This window comes from Acinetobacter tandoii (genome assembly GCF_008867985.1).
GTDB lineage: Bacteria > Pseudomonadota > Gammaproteobacteria > Pseudomonadales > Moraxellaceae > Acinetobacter > Acinetobacter tandoii.
Window position 1 is genome coordinate 18,058 of sequence record NZ_VXLD01000015.1, and the last position, 19,193, is coordinate 37,250.

Below are 19,193 nucleotides of genomic sequence, written 5' to 3' on the forward strand. Positions count from 1 at the left end.
TACACCTCTTATTTTAGTTTTGGGTCCAGTGCATCACGTAATGCATCGGTAAACATGGAAAATGCGGTGACCAAAACGGCCATCGCGATGGAAGCTGCCGCCAGTTGCCACCATTTACCTAAAATCAATTCACTTTGTGCCTCATTCAGCATACTGCCCCATGACACAACGCCCACAGGCACCCCAAAACCCAAGAAGCTGAGAATGACTTCGGACTTAATAAATGCCACCACAAGAATCGAGATTTGCACCAAAGCAATATGACTAACATTCGGGAAAATATGGACAAACATACGTCTAAAATGACTGACCCCAATGGCTTTGGCAGCCAGTACATATTCACGCGAGGTATGTTTCATATACTCAGCACGAATTAAACGATAAACCCCCGTCCAACCTGTTAAACCCAGAATCAATACTATCGAGACAATCCCTTTTTGCTGTAGTACCGCTGCGATGGCCAAAATCAGCAACAGATAAGGAATAGAAGTAAAGATGTTATAAAACCAGTTCAAGACATCATCGACCCAGCCACCAAAGTAACCTGAAATTGCCCCAAGCACCGTCCCAATCAGCACCGCCAATAACGCAGCCACAACCCCGACAATAATGGATGTTTCAGCACCTTTAATGGTTTTTTGTAATACATCCTGCCCCCATTTGTCCGCACCCAAAGGAAGAGTTTGTTTTAATTCAGCCTGTTGATCGAGCAAATGCCCATCCAATTGCTGATCGATCGCTTTCATGTCCTCTGCTAAGGGATCAACCACGCCGTAATAATCTATCGCGCCACCAGTACTTTGCTCTTTGGCAATTTCGGTATTGAGTTCACGAATCACATCTTTTAAAGGATCAACGGGATTTTCAGGCAAAGCCTGTGATTGAGTAGCGACTTTTTCGGTTGTATCACGGACAGCATCTGCCCCCATAAAGGTGGGTGGCGCATAGCTGACAGCGACTTCTTTATTCCAGTTGGAGGCAATTACCCCTGTCATGGACAGCAGTAACATCACGAAATAACATAGCACCACAAACAATGAGATCATGGCGATACGATCTGCCTTTAAACGGCGCATCGCCAGTTGCCAAAGTCCAGAAGAAGTGGTTTCTGCTGTATCCAGTGCTTTTCTTTTAAATATCACACTTAACATAGTCCACCTACTTCAACTGTACGCGAGGATCGACCAACTTATACACCAGATCGGCAATCAGGTTAAAAATCATGGTCGCTGCTGCCACATAAACCGTGATGGCTTTAATCACAGGAAAATCACTACGTTCGACTGCAATAATCACTTCTCGCCCAATGCCCGGAATACCAAAAAAGCGCTCAATCAAAAATGCCCCAATCAATAATGCAGGTAAGGTCGCCATAACATCGGTAATAATCGGGATAGAGGCATTCCGCAGGACATGTACGCCAAGAATACGACGTTCTCCAACCCCTTTGGCACGTGCGGTGCGCACATAGTCCTGATTCACTTCATCAAGAACAAAACTGCGGTAGAGTCTTAAGGTCGGTGCAATACTGACCACCAGCATGATTAAAATCGGCAGCAAGGCGTATTTAAATAGGTTTTCACTAAAACGATCACTCCAACCTTGCACGGGGAACCAACTGAGTTGATAAGCAAATACATACTGAAAAACAATGATATACACCAAAATACTGATCGACATGCCAATCGTACACATCATCATGACCATACGATCCGTTAGCGTGCCACGTACCGCAGACACCGCCAGTGCCAGAATGATCGAGATCACGGTTTGTAAAATGGTGAGTGGAATGAGCAGCGTCAACGATGGACCTAACCGTGTGGTGATAATCTGTGAAACCGACTCTCCTGTACTCCAACTTAGACCATAATCAAAAGTCAGAATCTGTTTAATGAAAATCCATAACTGTACATAGTAGGGTTGATCCACCCCCAACTGTTGGCGAATATTTTCAATCTGTTCTGGATTGGACATTTTACCCGCCAGAATATAGGCAGGATCGCCTCCGACCCAGTTAAACAGAAAGAAAATTAGCAGCACGACTCCAAGCATGGTCGGAATCATTTGCCATAGGCGACGTATGATATATGCCAGCATCTTGATGCCCCCCTATTTAACCCGTTGACCGGTAATTTCATCAAAAAAGGCTTTGTTGTCGGGTTTGCGACCCAAGAAATCTTTCACCAAGTCTTCCGCAGGTTTCTGGCCGCCTTGAGATAAGATGGTTTGGCGATAACGTTGCCCCACTTCTGGATTATTCAAATTCTTGCCAAAAGCAGAAAGCATGTCTAAAGCAAGCACTTCAGACCACATATAGCCGTAATACCCCACTTGATAGCCGCCCATGATGTGCCCAAACTGCCCAGGAAATTCCGTGTTGGGTACATAGCCGAATGCGGTTGAGCCTTCCATTTTCTTCCAGACATCTAAGGGCTGTACCTTCAAAGCATTACTGCCATGTAGTGCCATATCATATTGGGCGTACAAAGTTTGACGGGCATAATGCAGGCCACGACCATAACTGTGTACTGCATTCAGTTTGGCAATCAACTTATCGTCAACTCGTGGACATGCAGGTTGGCAATAATCTGCCACTTTCGACAATGTTTCTTTGCGTCTCGCCCACTCCTCATACATTTGCGAAGGGGCTTCAACAAAATCACGTTCTACCGATGTGCCTGATTGGGCTGAATAGCGAGTAGTCGACAAAATGCCATGCAAGGCATGTCCGAACTCATGCACAAAGGTTTCCAGTTCATCACTATTTAAGCCTTTGCGGTTAAAGTTGGTGACCAAGGCTGAAATCGGTTTACGCCCCGTTAAGCTGCTACCCCCATATACCCCCCATACAGCAGCATGTCCGTATTTTCCTTCACGTGGGAATTTATCGACATACAATCCGCCTAAGAGTTGCCCAGTTTTCTGATCGGTCACATCGTAATATTCAACTTCGTTTTGCCAGACATCAACTTTGGCAGGTTTAAATTCAATACCATAGAGATTGGATGAAATAGCGAATAACCAGTCCTGTGCGGCTTGAGTTGGGAAATATTCCCGCATTTTTTCTTGGTCGATCTGATACTTAGCTTTACGCAGCTTTTCACTCCAATATGCCTCACTCCAACGCTCTATTTTGGCTTGCGCTAAGGGGATATTTAAGGTTTTCGCTTGAAACTCGCGCAGTGTATTCACTTCTTTTTGTTCTAAAGGTGCAACCGTCGCATGTACATCTGAGAGAAACTTGTTCACAGCTTCCGGCGTTTCTGCCATACGTTTATGTAACGCCCACTCCGCATAACTGGATTTACCAAACAATTGTGCCAATTCATAACGCAAGTCCATGGCTTGTTTCAGCAAGATCAAATTACGCTCACCCCCACGGCGAGTATAGGCAATTTGATAACGCTTACGAGCAGCATCGTTGTCTGCCAATTCCATGAAAGGACGATATTCTGGATATTCAAAACCGAGTAAATAATTGCCTTGGTCATTTTTCTTTAAGGCATCGATATAGCTTTGCGGCAATCCTTTTAATTCGGCAGGTGTAAACTCTAGCTTTTGCGGATTATCACGCACATTACGCGCATATTCCTGCTCAATCTTCGTCAGTTCTGCCAAAATAACTTTTAAACGTGTTTGCTTTTCGGCACTTAACTGAATCCCTGTTTTTTCAAAATCATTGAGTAAATCTTCCCGAAACTTGCTATCAATCGCATCCTTAGCTTGGGTGTTTTTAATTTGTTGATACAGTTTCGGATTTTGATAAATATCGGTCTGGAACTGACTAATCTTGATTTCACAATCTTCAGCCGCTTTACGCAAAGCTGCATCTGGAGAAACATTGCTGTATAAGCCAATAGGCCCATAAAAATCTTCAAACGAAGCAAAAATACGATCCCATTCTGCCAGTACAGGTGCGGCATTGTTCTGTGCTGACATCGGCTTAGCTTCAAAGTTTTTCAACTGCTTTTGAATGTCTTTAATTTTGGCATCACACAGGGCAGGAATATCTTGGGCTTGAAATTGCGGCAAGGTCTGACGCGTGGAAGAGTCTGCAAAAGTGAACTGCTGTACAGCGAGGGTCAAAACACTGAGTGCGGTCAATTTAAAGATCGGGTGATTCATCATTACTCCAGTTTTATTTAATTTCTATTTCTTCATGTCAATATCGATGTACATCCATTCCGCAGGCAAAATCGGATGCTTTTTAAAACCAATCACGCGGGGCTGAGCCAAGACATTACGATAACGCGCACCAATAATTTGTACGGGCATATACACTTCGAGCAACCGTGACATTTTCCGATACAATGCATCTCGTTCTGGACCAGGCGGCATTGTTTGAGTTTGTTCATACAAACGGTCATATTCAGGAATTTTGACGCAAGCATTGTTGGTCACGTTGATATTTTTGCCATAGAACAACTGCATAAAGTTGTCGGCATCTGGATAATCAGCAATCCAAGCCGAACTTTTAAACATGGTCTTGCATTGCTTTTCTAACTTCAATGCTTCTGCAAATGGTAAGGACTGGGTGCTCATTTTAATTTTGATACTATCCAGCGTTTTCTTCCAAAATTCTGCCTGTTGTTGACTCCGCGCACTATTACCCGAGATCGTCATATTAATTTGCAAAGGTTTACCATTCGGCAAAGTGCGCCAACCATCTGCACCGACTTTATAGTGATAGCGGTCTAACAGTAGATTGGCGGCTTTAACCGAATAAGGAATACTGCTTTTATAGTTCGGATCATAGCCCACCACGCCATTCGGAATGGGAGCTTGTAGGCGTTGTGCATCGCCTTTTTGTAAAATATTGATGTAGTTATCTGCCGAAAAGGCCATCGCCATGGCACGACGTAAAGCGATTTTGTCTTTACTCATACCGCCCACGACTGGGTTTTGCATATTCCAATAATGGTAATCAATCGAAGGGTCTGTAATCCGTGACAGGTGTACGCCTTTTTTTGCCAGCTCAGGTTTGAGTTTGCCATTTTGCAAAGCTTGAACGGTTAATTCTCCATCCAAAGCAAACAAATCAATTTCATCTTTAATAAAAGATAACCAACGTGATTGCCCTTCTTCCATCACCTGAATATCAATCACGCCAATTTGTGGCATTTTTTTGCCTTGCATGGCTTTGACGATTTTCTGGTCTTCTGCCTTAGAAGCCTTAAAGTTCCAGACAAAACTACGAAAATCAGGATTGGCTTTCAAAATAATGCGGGAACCAGGCGTCCAACGGGTCAGCAAATACGGCCCCGTACCCACAGGATGTCCCATGACAAATCCTGCTTTATCTCGATATTTTTCGATGACTTCACGTGCCACGGCTCCCGCAGGTTGATGTGCCAGCAACATCGGAAAGTTTTGATCAGGACTGGTTAGCCGAATGACCAAGGTATATCGGTCAGGCGTTTGCAAACCTGCAACGGGTTGATCGTAATTAAACTTGCCTGTTTTAGCAGCCTGCTTCAACACGGCATCCATTCCCAAAATACGTCCATCCAGTAACCAACTGTTCGGAGAATGCAAGTTCGGATCAATTAAGCGTTTAAAGGTATACACATAATCTGCCGAAGTTAATTCACGCTTTTTTCCCTTAAAGACTGGATCCGCAGCAAAATAAATGCCCTTTTGGATACGAATGGTATAAGTCAAACCATCGGCACTGACTTCAGGTAAAGTGGCTGCGGTACGTGGAACCAACTTTGCAGGCGATGCCAAATAATCGTAGGTAAACAAAGTTTCAAAAATTGAACCGTTGACATGTGCCGAGTACAAATCATGCACACCTGCGGGGTCAAACCCTGTTTCAGCGACAGGGAATACATAACGTAAAACTTTATGCGGGTCGGCAGGGCTTTGTGCCAATAAACTCATAGAACTTGAGATTAAAAGGCCACCGACCAATACCTCTTTAAGCCAATACCGATTTTTTTTATTCAACTGTTTCATTCTTTGTCCAAGCTTATTTATTTTTTACAGGCTGTATATCTAAATATTGCCAGTTGGTATTCATCATTGGATGGGCTTTGAAACCCTGAACCTGTGAATGCAACAGCCAGTTGCGAATACGGCTACTATGAATAATCCATGGATTATCCGCTTCGATTTGACGGCTTAATTTTTCGTAATACGATAAGCGTTGCTGTGGCGGTAAAGCTAACATTTGCTGATACAGCGCATCATAACTTTTGGATTGATAACAACTTAAATTGCCCTGTGCTGAATTCGGCCCATACAGCAACTGAGCAAAATTTTCCCCTTCGGGATAATCAGCAATCCACGCTCCTCCCCACAGCATATATTTGCATTGGGTTGCGGCTTTTAAGTTGTCGGCAAAATTACTGACCTGAAAATCAACGCGAATACCTATTGCATCCAGATTCTTTTTCCACAGTTCAGATTGCACCACGGAACTGGAACTATTTTCCGTCATAAACTTTAAAGTGAGTGCTTTGCCATTGGGTAAAGTCCGATAACCATCTGCACCTTTTTTATAGCCAAAACGATCCAGTAATTTATTGGCCAAGATAGGATTATAGGCGAGGCTACTGCGATAATTCGGATTGAAGCCCTGCACACCGTCTGGAACCAGCATTTCAGACCGAACCGCCTGTCCCTTATAGAGTTGTTTAATCGCTTCGTCTTGATTAAATGACAAAGTGATTGCACGACGTAAAGCAATTTTATCTAGACCAAACCCACCAACAGTGGGATCTTTCATATTGAACATGGTGTAGGTAATTTCGGGGTCTTTATTGGGGTAGTGCTGAATCCCTTGCTTCACCAATTCAGGTTTGAGCTTCTGACCATCCAGTGCTTGCGGCACAGCATTCGAGGTTAATTTGTCAAAGTCGAGCTGCCCTGTTTTAAATGCCAGCCAGCGCGATTGTTCTTCTTCAATAATACTGACCTCAACTTTACCAATTTGCGGCATCTGTTTGCCTGACATTTCTTGTACCAATCGATTATCCCAAGCACTACCTGTCGATTTGAAATTCCAGACAAAACCACGGTAATATGGGTTAGCGGTCAATTCAATTTTACTCCGCGGCACATACTTACTCAGTTGATACGGTCCAGTCCCGACAGGATGCTGTGCAATACGATCCCCATAATATTCAACTACTTCACGTGCTGTGGCACCAAAAGTCACATACGCCAGAATATATTGAAAATTATAATCAGGACGGGTCAAAGTAATTTGTAAAGTATAGGGATCAAGGGCTTTTAAGCCTGCAATTGGAGCATCGTAATTAAACTTTCCCGTTTTCTTGGCCAGTGCATTGGCTTGATTGCCGCCTACAATTTTTCCATCAATGAATGAATAGGTAGTCGAACGATTTTTCGGGTCTAAAATACGTTGAATGCTGTAAATATAATCTTGTGCTTTGAGTTCACGACGCTGCCCCTTAAACGCAGGATCGGGAGAAAAATAAATTCCTGGCTTAATCTTAAAGGTATAAACCTTGCCATTTTGCTCAATGCGCGGCAAAGTCTGTACCGTATTCGGCACCAACTGTACAGGGCGAGCTAAATAATCGTATTTCAGCAAAGGTTCAAAAATAACCTCAGCTATTTTTCCACTGTAAAAATTGTAGGTTTTGACCATATCAAAACCATCATCAGGTGCTTCTATCGCCACGTGTAAAATCTTGTTGGGCTGTGCAGCAGCCTTGGCTTGCACCATACAGCCCGATGAAATCAACAGGGTTAAAATGGCTATTCTTAATTTTTTGGCTTCCAATTTTTACCTTTCCTGTGCTGCTCGCTTAAGCGCTGCGTCATGCATTATTTTTAAACTGATGTGTTTATTGTTATCCATATTCCATTTAAGCAAATTCTATGTCATCCGTCCTCTGCTTAAATCATGAATCCACAATGATTTGAGGCTAAAGCGAATTTCGTGCCATCCTGAAAAACTTGCCAGTGTTTAAAAAAATCACATTATTTAAAGTTATTTTTTATTAGATATTTATCGTATTTTTATCTAACTATTTTTTACATCTCATTGACCAAAAAGTACAACAACCAGACCTATAACGAACACTTACATAACGCACAAAAAAAACCCACATATGATTCATAATAGCTCATTATTGATTTTTTTATAACAAAAAATATATTTAGGATATTGTTTTATATATATTTTATTATTTATACGTTTTATGAAAATAAATTATCATTTAAATAAAAATATGAAGTTTCGTTTATTTTTTACACAAAAATTAAAAATACCAAAAATTCACCCTGACTTTTAGTTCCAAATTGACGCATTTTTACCCACACACTATTTTTTGCTTAGCCTACTTATATAGCTAATAAAAGTTGTGAGTAAAATCACTTTTTATTTTTATAAAATATTTAAATTTCAAATATTTAAATTTTAGTCAACTTTTAAAAAACAAATTGGCATCTGAATTGCTTAAACCTAGCCAGCAATCTCGCTAAATACAAAAAAAGGATTACTTTTACGATGATAAAGAACAAAAATGCTAAGGTGGCGGTCAAGCCGTCGGTTAGCAAAGCAATTCTTAAATTAAGTACGCTCAGTTTAAGTATGATGTGTTTGTCTTTAGCTCATGCTGAAGATACAGAAAACACAGAAATACCAGAACAACCCGTAAAAGTTGCCAAAGTCACAGTAACGGGATCTTCCATTAAAGGGGTAGCCGCGCAAAGCACCTCTCCAATTACAATTATTAAAGGCGAAGACTTAACCAATCAGGGGATTACCACCGTCGAAGAAGCATTGACCAAGGTCAGTGCCAACCAAGCGGGCTTTTCGACCTCACAGAACGTAGGTGCAAGTAATACCGAAGGCGCATCGGCCAACCTTCGTGCCTTAGGGACTGACAAAACCCTCGTTCTACTGAATGGTCGTCGTCTGGCCTATAGTGCATTTAGTACCTCCACCACCAACCTAAACATTATTCCATTGGCAATGATTGAACGGATTGAGATTCTGCGTGATGGTGCTTCTGCCGTGTATGGTGCCGATGCCATTGCAGGGGTCATTAACTTAATTACCAAAAAAAGCTACGAGGGATTCAGCATCAGTGGTGGTTTTCTTCAACCTGAGCAGTCAGGCGGAGATAAACAAGACGTCCAAATTTTTGGTGGCTACGGCGATTTAGATGAACAAGGTTTTAACATCTTTGGTGTGGTCGATTACCGTCGTTCTAATGACATTATGGCCAAAGACCGTAAAGTCAGTAAACGCGGTGGAATAATACCTGAGCTCGGTATTGATGCCAGTTCAGCCAATGGTTTCCCCGCAAACTTTTACGACCCGACCACAGGAACATTAGGCAATCCTTATGGCAATAGTAACTGTAATAACACCCCAAATGTCGTCGCAGATGGTGGGCTATGTTATCTCAACACCCAAGCACTGATTGGTATTGCACCTGAAACAGAAACCATTTCGGCAATGGGTCGCGGTACATTCAAACTTAGTGACACCTTCAATGCAATTGGTGAATATATCTATTCTCACAATGAAGTCACCACTTCCATCGCACCCGATGTCTATAGCCGTTCCGTGACCCTGCCTAAAACCAGTCCTTATTATCCTGGTGAAGGCATTACACCATCTGTGGATGGTTTGAGCGGTGTGCCATTACAACTGTATTTACGCTCCCAAGCAGGCAACCGTGTTTCTCAATCTGTCAATGAGTCGCACCGTGCTTTCGTTGGCATTGAGGGTGAAGCCTATGGATGGGACATTAACGGTGGCGTGACCTATGCCAAAAGTGAAGCGACTGACAGTTTTGTCAGTGGTTATTTAAACCGCAGTAAATTACAAGCCGCTTTAGATGATGGCTTGATCAATCCTTTTGGTGCCAGTCCAGACTCAAGTTTATGGAATTCTTTTTCGGTCACAGGCGAATCGAATGTTGCTTCATTAGATTCCACTACAGTCGATCTAACTGTGAGTCGTCCAATTTATACCTTACCCGCTGGGGATATTGGTCTAGCACTCGGTGGCAGTTTCAGTAAACAAGAATGGGAAGCTAAGGTTAATTCAGACATTGTGAGCCAAGTTCCAGGCAGCGGTATCGACCCGAATAAACCCCTCAGCCAAGGTGACCGTGATATCACTGCCTTCTTTGGTGAGTTACATATTCCAATCACCAAAACCTTAGAGGCGCAACTGGCGGCGCGTTACGATGATTATAGTGACTTTGGCGATACCTTTAACCCCAAAATTGCTTTCCGCTGGGAACCACTCAAACAACTGATGTTCCGTACCTCCTATAGTACAGGTTTCCGCGCACCAAGCTTATATGACATCAATGCACCACAGAGCGAAACCTACACTGGAGCAAAATATGATGATCCAGTACTCTGCTCGGGCGGTAAAGATGCAACTCCTGCTCAATATAAAACTGAATGTAATGTGCAGTTCAAGCGTATGCAAGGAGGTTCACCCGATTTACAACCAGAAGAATCCACCTCATATACTGCGGGTTTTGTGCTCGAACCCATCAAGAATTTAGTGTTCACGGCCGATTACTACAACATTGAAATTGATGGTCTGATCGACACCATTAGTGATGCTATGATTTTTGCAAATCCAACTAAATATGCGGACCGTTTTGTGCGTGATGCTGAAGGTCGGATTAAATATGTCAACACAACACTGGTGAATATGGGTGGGATTAAAACCGAAGGGATTGACCTAACCCTAAACTATTTAACGCCAATGACCGCAACAGGTCGTTTTGGTTTCGGCATCGATGGCACCTATATCATCAAATATGACAAACAAGAAGAAGCTGGCGGTGCTTGGGAAGGCAAAGTCGGAACTTATGATGACCCTGCAATTCTGCGTTGGAAACACGTTGCCAACATTAACTGGAGTTATGAAAACTGGAAGATGATGTTTGAGCAAGAATTCTACCGTGGCTACAAAGACCAAAATGCCATTGGCGATGATGCTTATGACCACCACAAAGTCAGTGACTACACCCTCTATAACGTTTCAGGGACCTATAAAGGCTTTAAAAATCTAGAGCTAACAGCAGGCATTAAAAACCTATTTGATGCCGAGCCTGCCGCATCGAATGTGATGGATAACTTCCAATACGGTTATGACCCACGCTATAGCGACCCAACTGGACGCGCTTACTACCTGCGAGGGACGTACAAATTCTAATTGATGTTCTGTCCATACTGTCTTGAGAACCTCCAGCCATACAGTATGGACAAAACTTTTAATCCTTCGTTTAGCCAAACAGCAAATACCGTCAATCGGTCCATCTTTCATAAGCAGTGATGCTTGAACGATTTATTGTTTGTCTCAAATTTCAGGAGTAACCATGGGCACAAGTTTCACAGCATTAGAAAACAATTCAGCCAAACGCCTGATTGGTATTGGGGCAGTCATCTTTCTGCATCTTATTATTTTCTATGCCCTTATGGCGGGTTTATCCAAAACCATACATAAGCCCGAAGAACCCACTGTGGAATTGATGATTATTCAAGATAAACCACCTGAACCCGAAAAACCAAAACCCAAAGAAATTCCACCTGAACCACCCAAAATGGTTAAAGAGGTCGTAAAAACCCCTGTACCCGAAAAGCCAGTGGAAAAAATCGAACCTGTACAAAAAACAGCGCCCGTTAGCCCAACTCAGCCTGTAAAAGCTGTCACACCGACACCTACCACAGCGCCTTCACCAAGTCCAGTGCCCGCCCCTACACCTGTTACGGCAGCAGCGACACCTGCCCCTGCACCTAAACCTGCGGGTGTAACTCGCGGAGCATCGCAAGGTCAAGGAGGCTGTAAACAACCAGAAATGCCGCGTGAAGCACAAATGAATGGTGAATTTGGTGCAGTGACCATTTCGGTACTGGTCGGTACGGATGGAAAAGCCAAACAAGTCAAAGTGAAAAAATCCAGCGGTGTGAAGAGTTTAGATAAAGCAGCCTCAAAAGCTTATAGCTTATGCACCTTTAATCCCGCATTAAAAAATGGTGAACCGCAAGAAACTTGGTTTGAAATTCCTTATGAATTTGCACTGGACTAATAAATTAAGCAAAAATTGGAGCATATAGATGAATAAAATGATTAATCCTGTAAAAAAAATGGCCACTGCTGGCTTACTTGCAGCAAGTACCCTTCTTCCGATTCATTCTGCATTTGCTGAAGATACTGCCCCAGCAACGACGACAGCAGTAACTTCGAGTAACATCACCACAGCACCGCAACCACCTGCCAAATCAGAAGCCCCTGCATACAACCCTTATGGCTTGGAAGCCATGTGGAAAGAAGGTGATATGGTCGCCAAAACCACGCTATTTATTTTAGTCATGATGTCGATTGGCACGTGGTACATCATGATTACCAAACTGCTGCAACAATCAAAAATCAAAGGACAAGGTCGTAAAGCCGATGCTGAATTCTGGGATGCCAGCACACTCGAAAGTGCAACAGATAGCTTAGACAAAGACAGTGTTTTCCGTTTTATTGCGGAAAAAGGCATTCACTCGACCAAAAACCACGAAGGAACTTTACTAGAACGTATCGACTTTAACACGTGGGTGACCATTTCCATTCAACGCGCCATCGACAAAATTCAAAGTCATTTGAGTGGCGGACTAGCATTTCTGGCAACCGTTGGCTCAACTGCACCATTTGTAGGGCTATTTGGGACAGTTTGGGGAATTTATCACGCACTCACCGCTATTGGCATGTCGGGTCAAGCATCGATTGATAAAGTTGCGGGCCCTGTTGGTGAGGCTCTGATTATGACCGCGATTGGTCTGGCCGTCGCAGTGCCCGCGGTGCTCGGCTACAACTGGCTAACCCGTCGCAATAAAGCGGTGATGGAAAATGTCCGTACTTTTGGCTCTGATTTACACACGGTCTTACTCAGTGGAGAAATCAGCACTAATCCAAATCATAAAAAAGTCGTGAATAAATAAAAGAGGACATCCACCATGGGCATGATGGTCAGTTCAGATGACAGTGAAGACGATGTAATCGGAACCATTAATACAACTCCACTGGTTGATATCATGTTGGTTCTGCTGATTATTTTCCTTATTACGGTGCCTGTTGCCATTCATACAGTACCCGTAAAATTACCCGAAGAGAAAAATACACCGTATGCCAATAAACCTGAAAATATTCAACTTGCAGTCAATAAAAATGGCGATGTGTTCTGGAATGAAAAATATATCGGAGACAAAGCCACACTAATGACACGCCTAAAAGCTGAGGCACAAAAACGTCCACAGCCCGAAGTGCATATTCGTGGTGATCAACAGACTCACTTTGATGCGATTGATCAAGTGATTAATGCAACCAAACAAGCTGGGATTGGTAAAATTGCTTTTGTCACCACTCCCCCAGTTTCACCGTAATTGGGTCTAAAGGAGAAAGTTATGGGTATGAATGTTGGCTCAAATGATGACGATGATGTACTACTCGATGTCAACATGACACCATTAATTGATGTCATGTTGGTGTTGATTATTATGTTTATTATCACTATTCCAATTCCAAATAATGCCATCAATATTAATTTGCCGAATGGTGCTCCGCCACCACAAAGCAATGAAAAACCACCTGAAATCATCAACCTCAAATTAGATGCACAAGGAAAAATTTTCTGGAATGGTCAACCTGTAGAGAATAAGCAAGCTTTAGAAAACTTATTTATGACGGTGTCAAAAAAGTCCGAACAAGACCAAATTAAATTACAGCCTGACCGTATGACTGAATATAAACAAGTCGCAATGGTCATGGCGATGGCACAACGTCTAAATATCACCAAAATTGGAATTGAGAGTAACGCTTCGCTTTAATCTTGTCGAAAAAAAATCCGCATTTCATTTTCTATAAAATGCGGATTTTTTTGTTTGTAAAATCGACTTATTCACTGGTCAATTGGCCATTAAAATCCAGTATGAAAACACTCGGCATTCAAATACTCTGATTAATCTCATGAGGCATTTTATAAGTCATCATATATAAGAATAAAAATTATTCACCATACAGACCTTTCTGTATATAATCCATTTCTAACTTTAAAACTTAATAATTCAATAATTTAAAACCTAGAGTCACACAAATGAAGAAATTTACAACTTTAGCACTCTCTATATCTATTACAGTTTTAAGCGGATGTGGAGGGGGATCTGGTGATTCCACCTCCTCGACACCCCCATCCACTTCAAATTCAAGTTCTGGAGGATCGACCACGTTAACATGTAATCAAGGAATTCTTTTAAATTCCCAAATTACTGGAACTACTATTTTTGATGAGCCTTTATATGTTATCGACTATGACTATAAAGTTGAGGAATCCGTCCCCCCTCAAACTGGCTATAATGTAACTGATCAATTGTATAGCGATGAAATTAAACTCAAGGGGCAAATGTTATATATCAACTACAAGCCGCTTTATAATATCAGCTTAGAAGAACTCGAAAATAATATGATGGATTTCACCACCAATCATAATATCTTAAATTCATTTGGTCTATTTACGCAAAAATCTTTTAATAAGCAGAATGAAGGTTGGCCTTTAGGTTATCTTTCCTCATCTAAAGGGTTAAATATTTCAACTTCACAATTTAATGACACATGTAATTTTAATGCAGGAAAATTAAATTATGACTTTGAAAAATTTGATCTTTCAGGGAAAAAAATAGCAGATATTTTGCCTAGCAATATCTCAACAGACTACCCAAAAGTTCTAGATTATATTTTCATTAGTGATCAAGTGGGTGGCATTCTCAAAAGTAATGTCGATGCTTTTAAAAGCCTCTTAAGCAGTAATGCCACGTTCCCTGCTGGTTCATTTGTATATGTACCAAAAACAGTCATCTATGATGAAAACCAATTTTATTTTTGGAATAACAATATTTCGGAAGCCAAAAGCTTAATGGAATGGGTACAAACGAATTATCCACAAAGTAGTCAACAATATAAAATCAAAAAAGTGTTTAATCTGAACGTTGCTTATACTGTAGATACCAATGGTAATGACATTTATACGGGTGCAGATCCAGCAATTGAAAAAGACGGCAAAATTTATGATGGTGAGTGGGACATGAAAGGTGACATCATCTCACCAAATTACGGGGAAAAGATTGGTACTTGGGTCAATTATGAATCCAAAGGTAGTTATGCATTATTTAATAAAGCTGGTCATGATTTTATTACCCAACAAATTCTAGCTTATTATCACTAAACGAATAGACTAAATGCATAGCACTATTACAAGGTTTCATCAAACTCGATGAAACCTTGTTTTTAAATGGTCACAGCACAGGAATATCAATCCATTGTGCTTCTGGAAAATGCTTAGCTAAATAAGCTTTCAGATATTCAGAAGTATCTTTGGAAATTAACGAATCTTGCGATTCATCATTTAAGTTATACGCCAACGCATATAAAGATAAACCTCGTGCTTTGAGTGCTTCTAGGCTGAGTAAAGTATGGTTAATACTGCCCAAACGCCCAGAACTGACTAAAATAACAGGAAACTTTTTCTGTTCAAGATAATCAATGGTCAATAACTCTGTGGTGAGTGGCACCATTAAACCGCCAGCACCTTCCAGTAACACCACCTCAAATTTTTCTGCCAATTGCTGTGTTGCCGCTTCAATCTTGGCAAAATCAATGTCACGACCATCGAGTTTGGTGGCTAAATGTGGTGATGCCGGATAGCTAAAAATTTCAGGCATGGTCAGTTTACTTTCATCTTCTGGCAACCAACCTGTCCCCATAATTTCACGGTGCTGCTGAATATCTTCAGAGACATCGACATTACCCGTTTGAATCAATTTTTGCGTGATAACCTGCTGACCTTGCGCATTCCATAACTTTGCCAGATATCCTGTGGTATAGGTCTTGCCAATGCCAGTATCAATCCCACTGATAAAATAGATGTCTGCCGTCATGTTGTTCTCCGTGCAATGCAATAAATCGGGTGATAGCTGAGTGTATACTGTGCTCGCCCCTGCGGATCCATCTCCGAAAACTGCTGATAATCTTGATAAAACTGTTGTAACGAATGCTTGGTCCAACGATGTGAAGCACTGGTTGCCGTCACACCCGTCGCTTTTAAATGCTGTAACACTTGCTTGGGATGTGAAAAATGCAAGGTCTTGATCTGTTCACTCAGATGTAACACGTCAAAACCTGTTTGCGTTAATACCTGTTGCAACTCAGACAAGGTATGATATTCAAGCCCCTGCCCCGTTAAGGCTTTAATTTCCTTTAAGTTCTGCTGACCAAAAATAGAAAAACAGAAAAAACCTTGTTGCACCAAAGCGCACGCTATTTTGCTAAAAACGGCCTGTAAATCGGTCATCCACTGCAAGGCAGAACTGGATGTGACCAAGTTTAATTGTGTGGGAAGTTCAAGCTGTTCGATATCGCCAATTCGCCACTCAATCTGTTGCTGCTGTGGGAAATGGCGCTGAACTTCAGCATAAATGTCATTCAGAATCAGCCGATCAATTTGCAAATGTTGCAATAATAGATGACTCAAATTGCCAGAACCACAGCCGATCTCCAAGACACGTGCTTGATGTTGGGTCGGCAGATGATCCAGCATCAATTGCATCAGATGCTGGCAAATTTGCTTTTGTGCGATGGCATGTTCGGTATAGCTTTGTCCCGCTTGTGCAAAACGCAGCGCCACACGAGACTTATCTATTTGAGATGGATTCAACGCTAAAACTCATAACAAAGCGATAAACTGATCCAGTTCATCTTGCTGAAATTGGGTATTTAAACAGATACGTAAACGCGAACTTTGTACAGGTACTGTTGGTGGACGCACAGGCATAATATAAAAGCCCGCTTGCTGTAACTGCGCAGCCGTATCAACCGTTTTTTGTGACTCACCAATAATGACAGGTACAATATGACTGGTCGCCGGACAAGCATATCCCTTTGTCTGTATCGCTTGTTGTAAATAACTGCTTAATTGCTGTAAATGCTGACGACTGGCATTCATGGTGAGCTGCTTTTTGAAGATAAAGTTGGTCCATGCCATACAAATGGGTGGTTGCGCAGTACTAAAAATTAAAGACCGCATCCGATTAATCAGAAACTCACGGATAATCGGATGGCAAATCAAGTAACCACCGACTGATGCCATTGCCTTACCAAATGTCCCTACCAAGAAGTCAATCTGCTCAATTACTTGATATTGTTCAGCACAGCCTAAACCTTGTTCACCACGTACGCCAATGGCATGTGCTTCATCTACATACAGCATGACTTTGGCAAATTGGGATTTAATCCGTACCAATTCTGCCAAATCTGTTTCATCGCCATCCATACTAAAAATGGATTCAGTCACCACAATAATGCGCTCAAAAGCCTCATCATCATGATATTTTTGTAGCAACTGCGACAGATGCTGTAAGTCATTGTGGCGATAACGTACATACTTGGCAGAAGAAAGACGAATCCCGTCAATCATACTGGCATGCACTAACTTATCTGCAAGAATAAGCGTCTTGGCATCACTGACCGCAGGTAAAATCCCAATGTTCATGTGGTAACCACTGTTAAATAACAGCGCGGCACGTCCAGCAAAAGCCTGACTTAAACTGGCTTCGAGCTGCTCATATTCAGGAAAATTCCCTGTCAATAAACGCGAAGAAGATGAGCTCATCAGACGATGTACATTCGGGGTTTCATCAAAAAAATGTTCGCGTAAGCTCAGATTAGAAGCCAAGCCCAAATAGTCATTTGAAGCTAAATTCAACATACGGCGTTGCTGAATTTCAATCCACTTCCCCTGTTGGGAGTTTGAAGTAAATTGACGTAAATTGCCCTGCTGTTTTAGCTCATCCAACTGTGCAGCGTAATGGTCTAACAAATTCATCCGGCTTCCTCTTGCATATGGCGAACCACATCTACCAGTTCAGTCAATAAAGTATTCAACTGCGTTTCAGAAATGACATACGGCGGCATGACATAGACCAACTTACCAAATGGACGGATCCAGATGCCACGTTTTACAAATTCTTGTTGTAGCGTTTTCATATCGACATTAAAGTTCAGCTCAACCACACCAATCGCGCCCAATACACGCACATCCTGCACGTAATTGAGTTGTGCTAATGGGGCGAGATGTTGCTGCAATTGGTTGCCAATACGCTGAATGGTACTTTGCCAGTCTTGAGACACCAAGAGCTGTGTGCTGCGTAATGCCACTGCACAAGCCAATGGATTAGCCATAAAGGTTGGACCGTGCATAAATACGCCCGCTTCACCTTTAGAGATGGTTTCAGCCACATGCTTCGAGGTTAAGGTTGCAGACAGCGTCATATAACCGCCTGTTAAGCCTTTGCCGATACACATGATATCGGGTTCAACTTGTGCATGCTCCCAAGCAAAGAGTTTGCCTGTACGCCCAAAACCAGTTGCGATTTCATCAAAAATGAGCAGGATGTTATATTTTTCACAGAGCAGTTTAGCTTGGCGCAAATACTCAGGATGGTAGAAACGCATTCCACCTGCACCCTGCACAATCGGCTCAATAATCAGACCTGCAATGCTGCGGTGATGCTGTTCCAAGGTTTGTGCGAGTTCAGCAATATCCGCTGGGTCCCAAGTCTGATTAAAACCGACTTGTGGTGCAGGAACAAAAATTCGATTGGGCAAACTGCTGCCAAAAATCTGATGCATGCCCGTCACAGGATCACATACCGACATCGCATTCCACGTATCCCCGTGATAGCCCGAGCGCGGCGTCACAAAATTGGTCTTTTCGATATTGCCTTGCGAAGTCCAATATTGCACTGCCATTTTTAGCGCAACTTCGACTGCAACTGAACCTGAATCGGCATAGAAAATTTTGTCTAAACTGGGTGGCGTAATGTCTAATAATAGTTTACCCAGTTCAATCGCAGGATCATGGGTTAACCCACCAAACATAATATGCGACATATTTTGCAACTGATCGGTCACCGCCTGATTTAAATCTGGATGGTTATAACCATGAATTGCACACCACCATGACGACATACCATCAATCAGTTGTCGTCCATCATCCAGTTCAATGACTGCCCCATAAGCTTTCTTTACTTTGAAAGTTGGCAGCGGATTGGTCATAGAGGTATAAGGATGCCAGATATGTTCAAGGTCAAATAAATCAGTCATCCATAAACTCCTGTGGTGTCGTATTTTTTGCAATGTGGGCTAT

At 42.2% G+C, this 19,193-nt stretch carries 15 protein-coding genes; 6 read left to right on the forward strand and 9 right to left on the reverse strand.

What is annotated here, in order from left to right; all coding sequences use genetic code 11:
- Positions 1 to 8: 8 nt before the first annotated feature.
- The 5 genes from F4W09_RS15245 to F4W09_RS15265 are packed head-to-tail and all read right to left on the reverse strand — an operon-like array spanning position 9 to position 7,696.
- Positions 9 to 1,151: an ABC transporter permease gene (locus F4W09_RS15245; protein WP_151505285.1), complete on the reverse strand. Its 1,143-nt coding sequence runs from the start codon at positions 1,149 to 1,151 to the stop codon at positions 9 to 11.
- Between the two features lie 7 nt (positions 1,152 to 1,158).
- A complete protein-coding gene (locus F4W09_RS15250) occupies positions 1,159 to 2,097 on the reverse strand; it encodes an ABC transporter permease (protein ID WP_044739329.1) in 939 nt (312 codons plus the stop codon).
- A 12-nt stretch (positions 2,098 to 2,109) separates the two neighbouring features.
- A complete protein-coding gene (locus tag F4W09_RS15255; protein WP_151505286.1) occupies positions 2,110 to 4,125 on the reverse strand; it encodes a M3 family metallopeptidase in 2,016 nt (671 codons plus the stop codon).
- 24 nt (positions 4,126 to 4,149) lie between these two features.
- On the reverse strand, positions 4,150 to 5,958 hold the full coding sequence (locus tag F4W09_RS15260) for an ABC transporter substrate-binding protein (protein WP_151505287.1): 1,809 nt from the start codon (positions 5,956 to 5,958) through the stop codon (positions 4,150 to 4,152).
- 13 nt (positions 5,959 to 5,971) lie between these two features.
- Complete coding sequence (locus tag F4W09_RS15265) at positions 5,972 to 7,696, reverse strand: ABC transporter substrate-binding protein (RefSeq protein ID WP_151505302.1); 1,725 nt, start codon at positions 7,694 to 7,696, stop codon at positions 5,972 to 5,974.
- 786 nt (positions 7,697 to 8,482) lie between these two features.
- Here F4W09_RS15265 and F4W09_RS15270 point away from each other — a divergent pair.
- The 6 genes from F4W09_RS15270 (at position 8,483) to F4W09_RS15295 (ending at position 15,215) form a co-directional block, all read left to right on the forward strand.
- Positions 8,483 to 11,167 (forward strand): TonB-dependent receptor, encoded by a 2,685-nt coding sequence (locus tag F4W09_RS15270; RefSeq protein ID WP_215899326.1) that lies wholly within the window; start codon positions 8,483 to 8,485, stop codon positions 11,165 to 11,167.
- Positions 11,168 to 11,330: 163 nt separating this feature from the next.
- The gene (locus tag F4W09_RS15275; RefSeq protein ID WP_016166073.1) at positions 11,331 to 12,041 is read left to right on the forward strand and encodes an energy transducer TonB; all 711 of its coding nucleotides are present in this window, start codon (positions 11,331 to 11,333) and stop codon (positions 12,039 to 12,041) included.
- 28 nt (positions 12,042 to 12,069) lie between these two features.
- Positions 12,070 to 12,939: a MotA/TolQ/ExbB proton channel family protein gene (locus F4W09_RS15280; protein WP_016166074.1), complete on the forward strand. Its 870-nt coding sequence runs from the start codon at positions 12,070 to 12,072 to the stop codon at positions 12,937 to 12,939.
- 15 nt (positions 12,940 to 12,954) lie between these two features.
- A complete protein-coding gene (locus F4W09_RS15285; protein WP_016166075.1) occupies positions 12,955 to 13,380 on the forward strand; it encodes an ExbD/TolR family protein in 426 nt (141 codons plus the stop codon).
- Positions 13,381 to 13,401: 21 nt separating this feature from the next.
- Entirely contained in the window at positions 13,402 to 13,824 is a 423-nt protein-coding gene (locus F4W09_RS15290) for an ExbD/TolR family protein (protein ID WP_016166076.1), read from the forward strand.
- Between the two features lie 266 nt (positions 13,825 to 14,090).
- Positions 14,091 to 15,215 carry a hypothetical protein gene (locus tag F4W09_RS15295; RefSeq protein WP_151505288.1) on the forward strand — a complete coding sequence of 375 codons (1,125 nt, stop codon included), beginning with the start codon at positions 14,091 to 14,093 and terminating at the stop codon, positions 15,213 to 15,215.
- A gap of 70 nt (positions 15,216 to 15,285) precedes the next feature.
- Here F4W09_RS15295 and bioD read toward each other — a convergent pair whose 3' ends face one another.
- Genes bioD through bioA form a run of 4 tightly spaced genes read right to left on the reverse strand, consistent with a single transcriptional unit; the run spans position 15,286 to position 19,150 of the window.
- On the reverse strand, positions 15,286 to 15,927 hold the full coding sequence (bioD, locus tag F4W09_RS15300) for a dethiobiotin synthase (RefSeq protein ID WP_151505289.1): 642 nt from the start codon (positions 15,925 to 15,927) through the stop codon (positions 15,286 to 15,288).
- Positions 15,924 to 16,703, reverse strand: a complete 780-nt coding sequence (gene bioC / locus F4W09_RS15305; protein WP_151505290.1) for a malonyl-ACP O-methyltransferase BioC — start codon at positions 16,701 to 16,703, stop codon at positions 15,924 to 15,926. The genes bioD and bioC overlap by 4 nt, the downstream gene beginning before the upstream one ends.
- 9 nt (positions 16,704 to 16,712) lie before the next feature.
- On the reverse strand, positions 16,713 to 17,870 hold the full coding sequence (locus F4W09_RS15310; RefSeq protein WP_151505291.1) for an 8-amino-7-oxononanoate synthase: 1,158 nt from the start codon (positions 17,868 to 17,870) through the stop codon (positions 16,713 to 16,715).
- Entirely contained in the window at positions 17,867 to 19,150 is a 1,284-nt protein-coding gene (gene bioA, locus F4W09_RS15315; RefSeq protein WP_151505292.1) for an adenosylmethionine--8-amino-7-oxononanoate transaminase, read from the reverse strand. The genes F4W09_RS15310 and bioA overlap by 4 nt, the downstream gene beginning before the upstream one ends.
- Between the last annotated feature and the right edge of the window lie 43 nt (positions 19,151 to 19,193).

Excerpts from the sequence above, each read along its gene's own strand:
- F4W09_RS15250 (WP_044739329.1), bottom strand. The coding sequence starts at position 2,097 with ATGCTGGCATATATCATACGTCGCCTATGGCAAATGATTCCGACCATG.
- F4W09_RS15290 (WP_016166076.1), top strand. The coding sequence starts at position 13,402 with ATGGGTATGAATGTTGGCTCAAATGATGACGATGATGTACTACTCGAT.
- F4W09_RS15260 (WP_151505287.1), bottom strand. The coding sequence starts at position 5,958 with ATGAAACAGTTGAATAAAAAAAATCGGTATTGGCTTAAAGAGGTATTG.
- F4W09_RS15295 (WP_151505288.1), top strand. The coding sequence starts at position 14,091 with ATGAAGAAATTTACAACTTTAGCACTCTCTATATCTATTACAGTTTTA.
- F4W09_RS15265 (WP_151505302.1), bottom strand. The coding sequence starts at position 7,696 with ATGGTGCAAGCCAAGGCTGCTGCACAGCCCAACAAGATTTTACACGTG.
- F4W09_RS15270 (WP_215899326.1), top strand. The coding sequence starts at position 8,483 with ATGATAAAGAACAAAAATGCTAAGGTGGCGGTCAAGCCGTCGGTTAGC.
- F4W09_RS15310 (WP_151505291.1), bottom strand. The coding sequence starts at position 17,870 with ATGAATTTGTTAGACCATTACGCTGCACAGTTGGATGAGCTAAAACAG.
- bioA (WP_151505292.1), bottom strand. The coding sequence starts at position 19,150 with ATGACTGATTTATTTGACCTTGAACATATCTGGCATCCTTATACCTCT.
- F4W09_RS15275 (WP_016166073.1), top strand. The coding sequence starts at position 11,331 with ATGGGCACAAGTTTCACAGCATTAGAAAACAATTCAGCCAAACGCCTG.
- bioD (WP_151505289.1), bottom strand. The coding sequence starts at position 15,927 with ATGACGGCAGACATCTATTTTATCAGTGGGATTGATACTGGCATTGGC.
- F4W09_RS15245 (WP_151505285.1), bottom strand. The coding sequence starts at position 1,151 with ATGTTAAGTGTGATATTTAAAAGAAAAGCACTGGATACAGCAGAAACC.
- F4W09_RS15285 (WP_016166075.1), top strand. The coding sequence starts at position 12,955 with ATGGGCATGATGGTCAGTTCAGATGACAGTGAAGACGATGTAATCGGA.
- F4W09_RS15255 (WP_151505286.1), bottom strand. The coding sequence starts at position 4,125 with ATGAATCACCCGATCTTTAAATTGACCGCACTCAGTGTTTTGACCCTC.
- F4W09_RS15280 (WP_016166074.1), top strand. The coding sequence starts at position 12,070 with ATGAATAAAATGATTAATCCTGTAAAAAAAATGGCCACTGCTGGCTTA.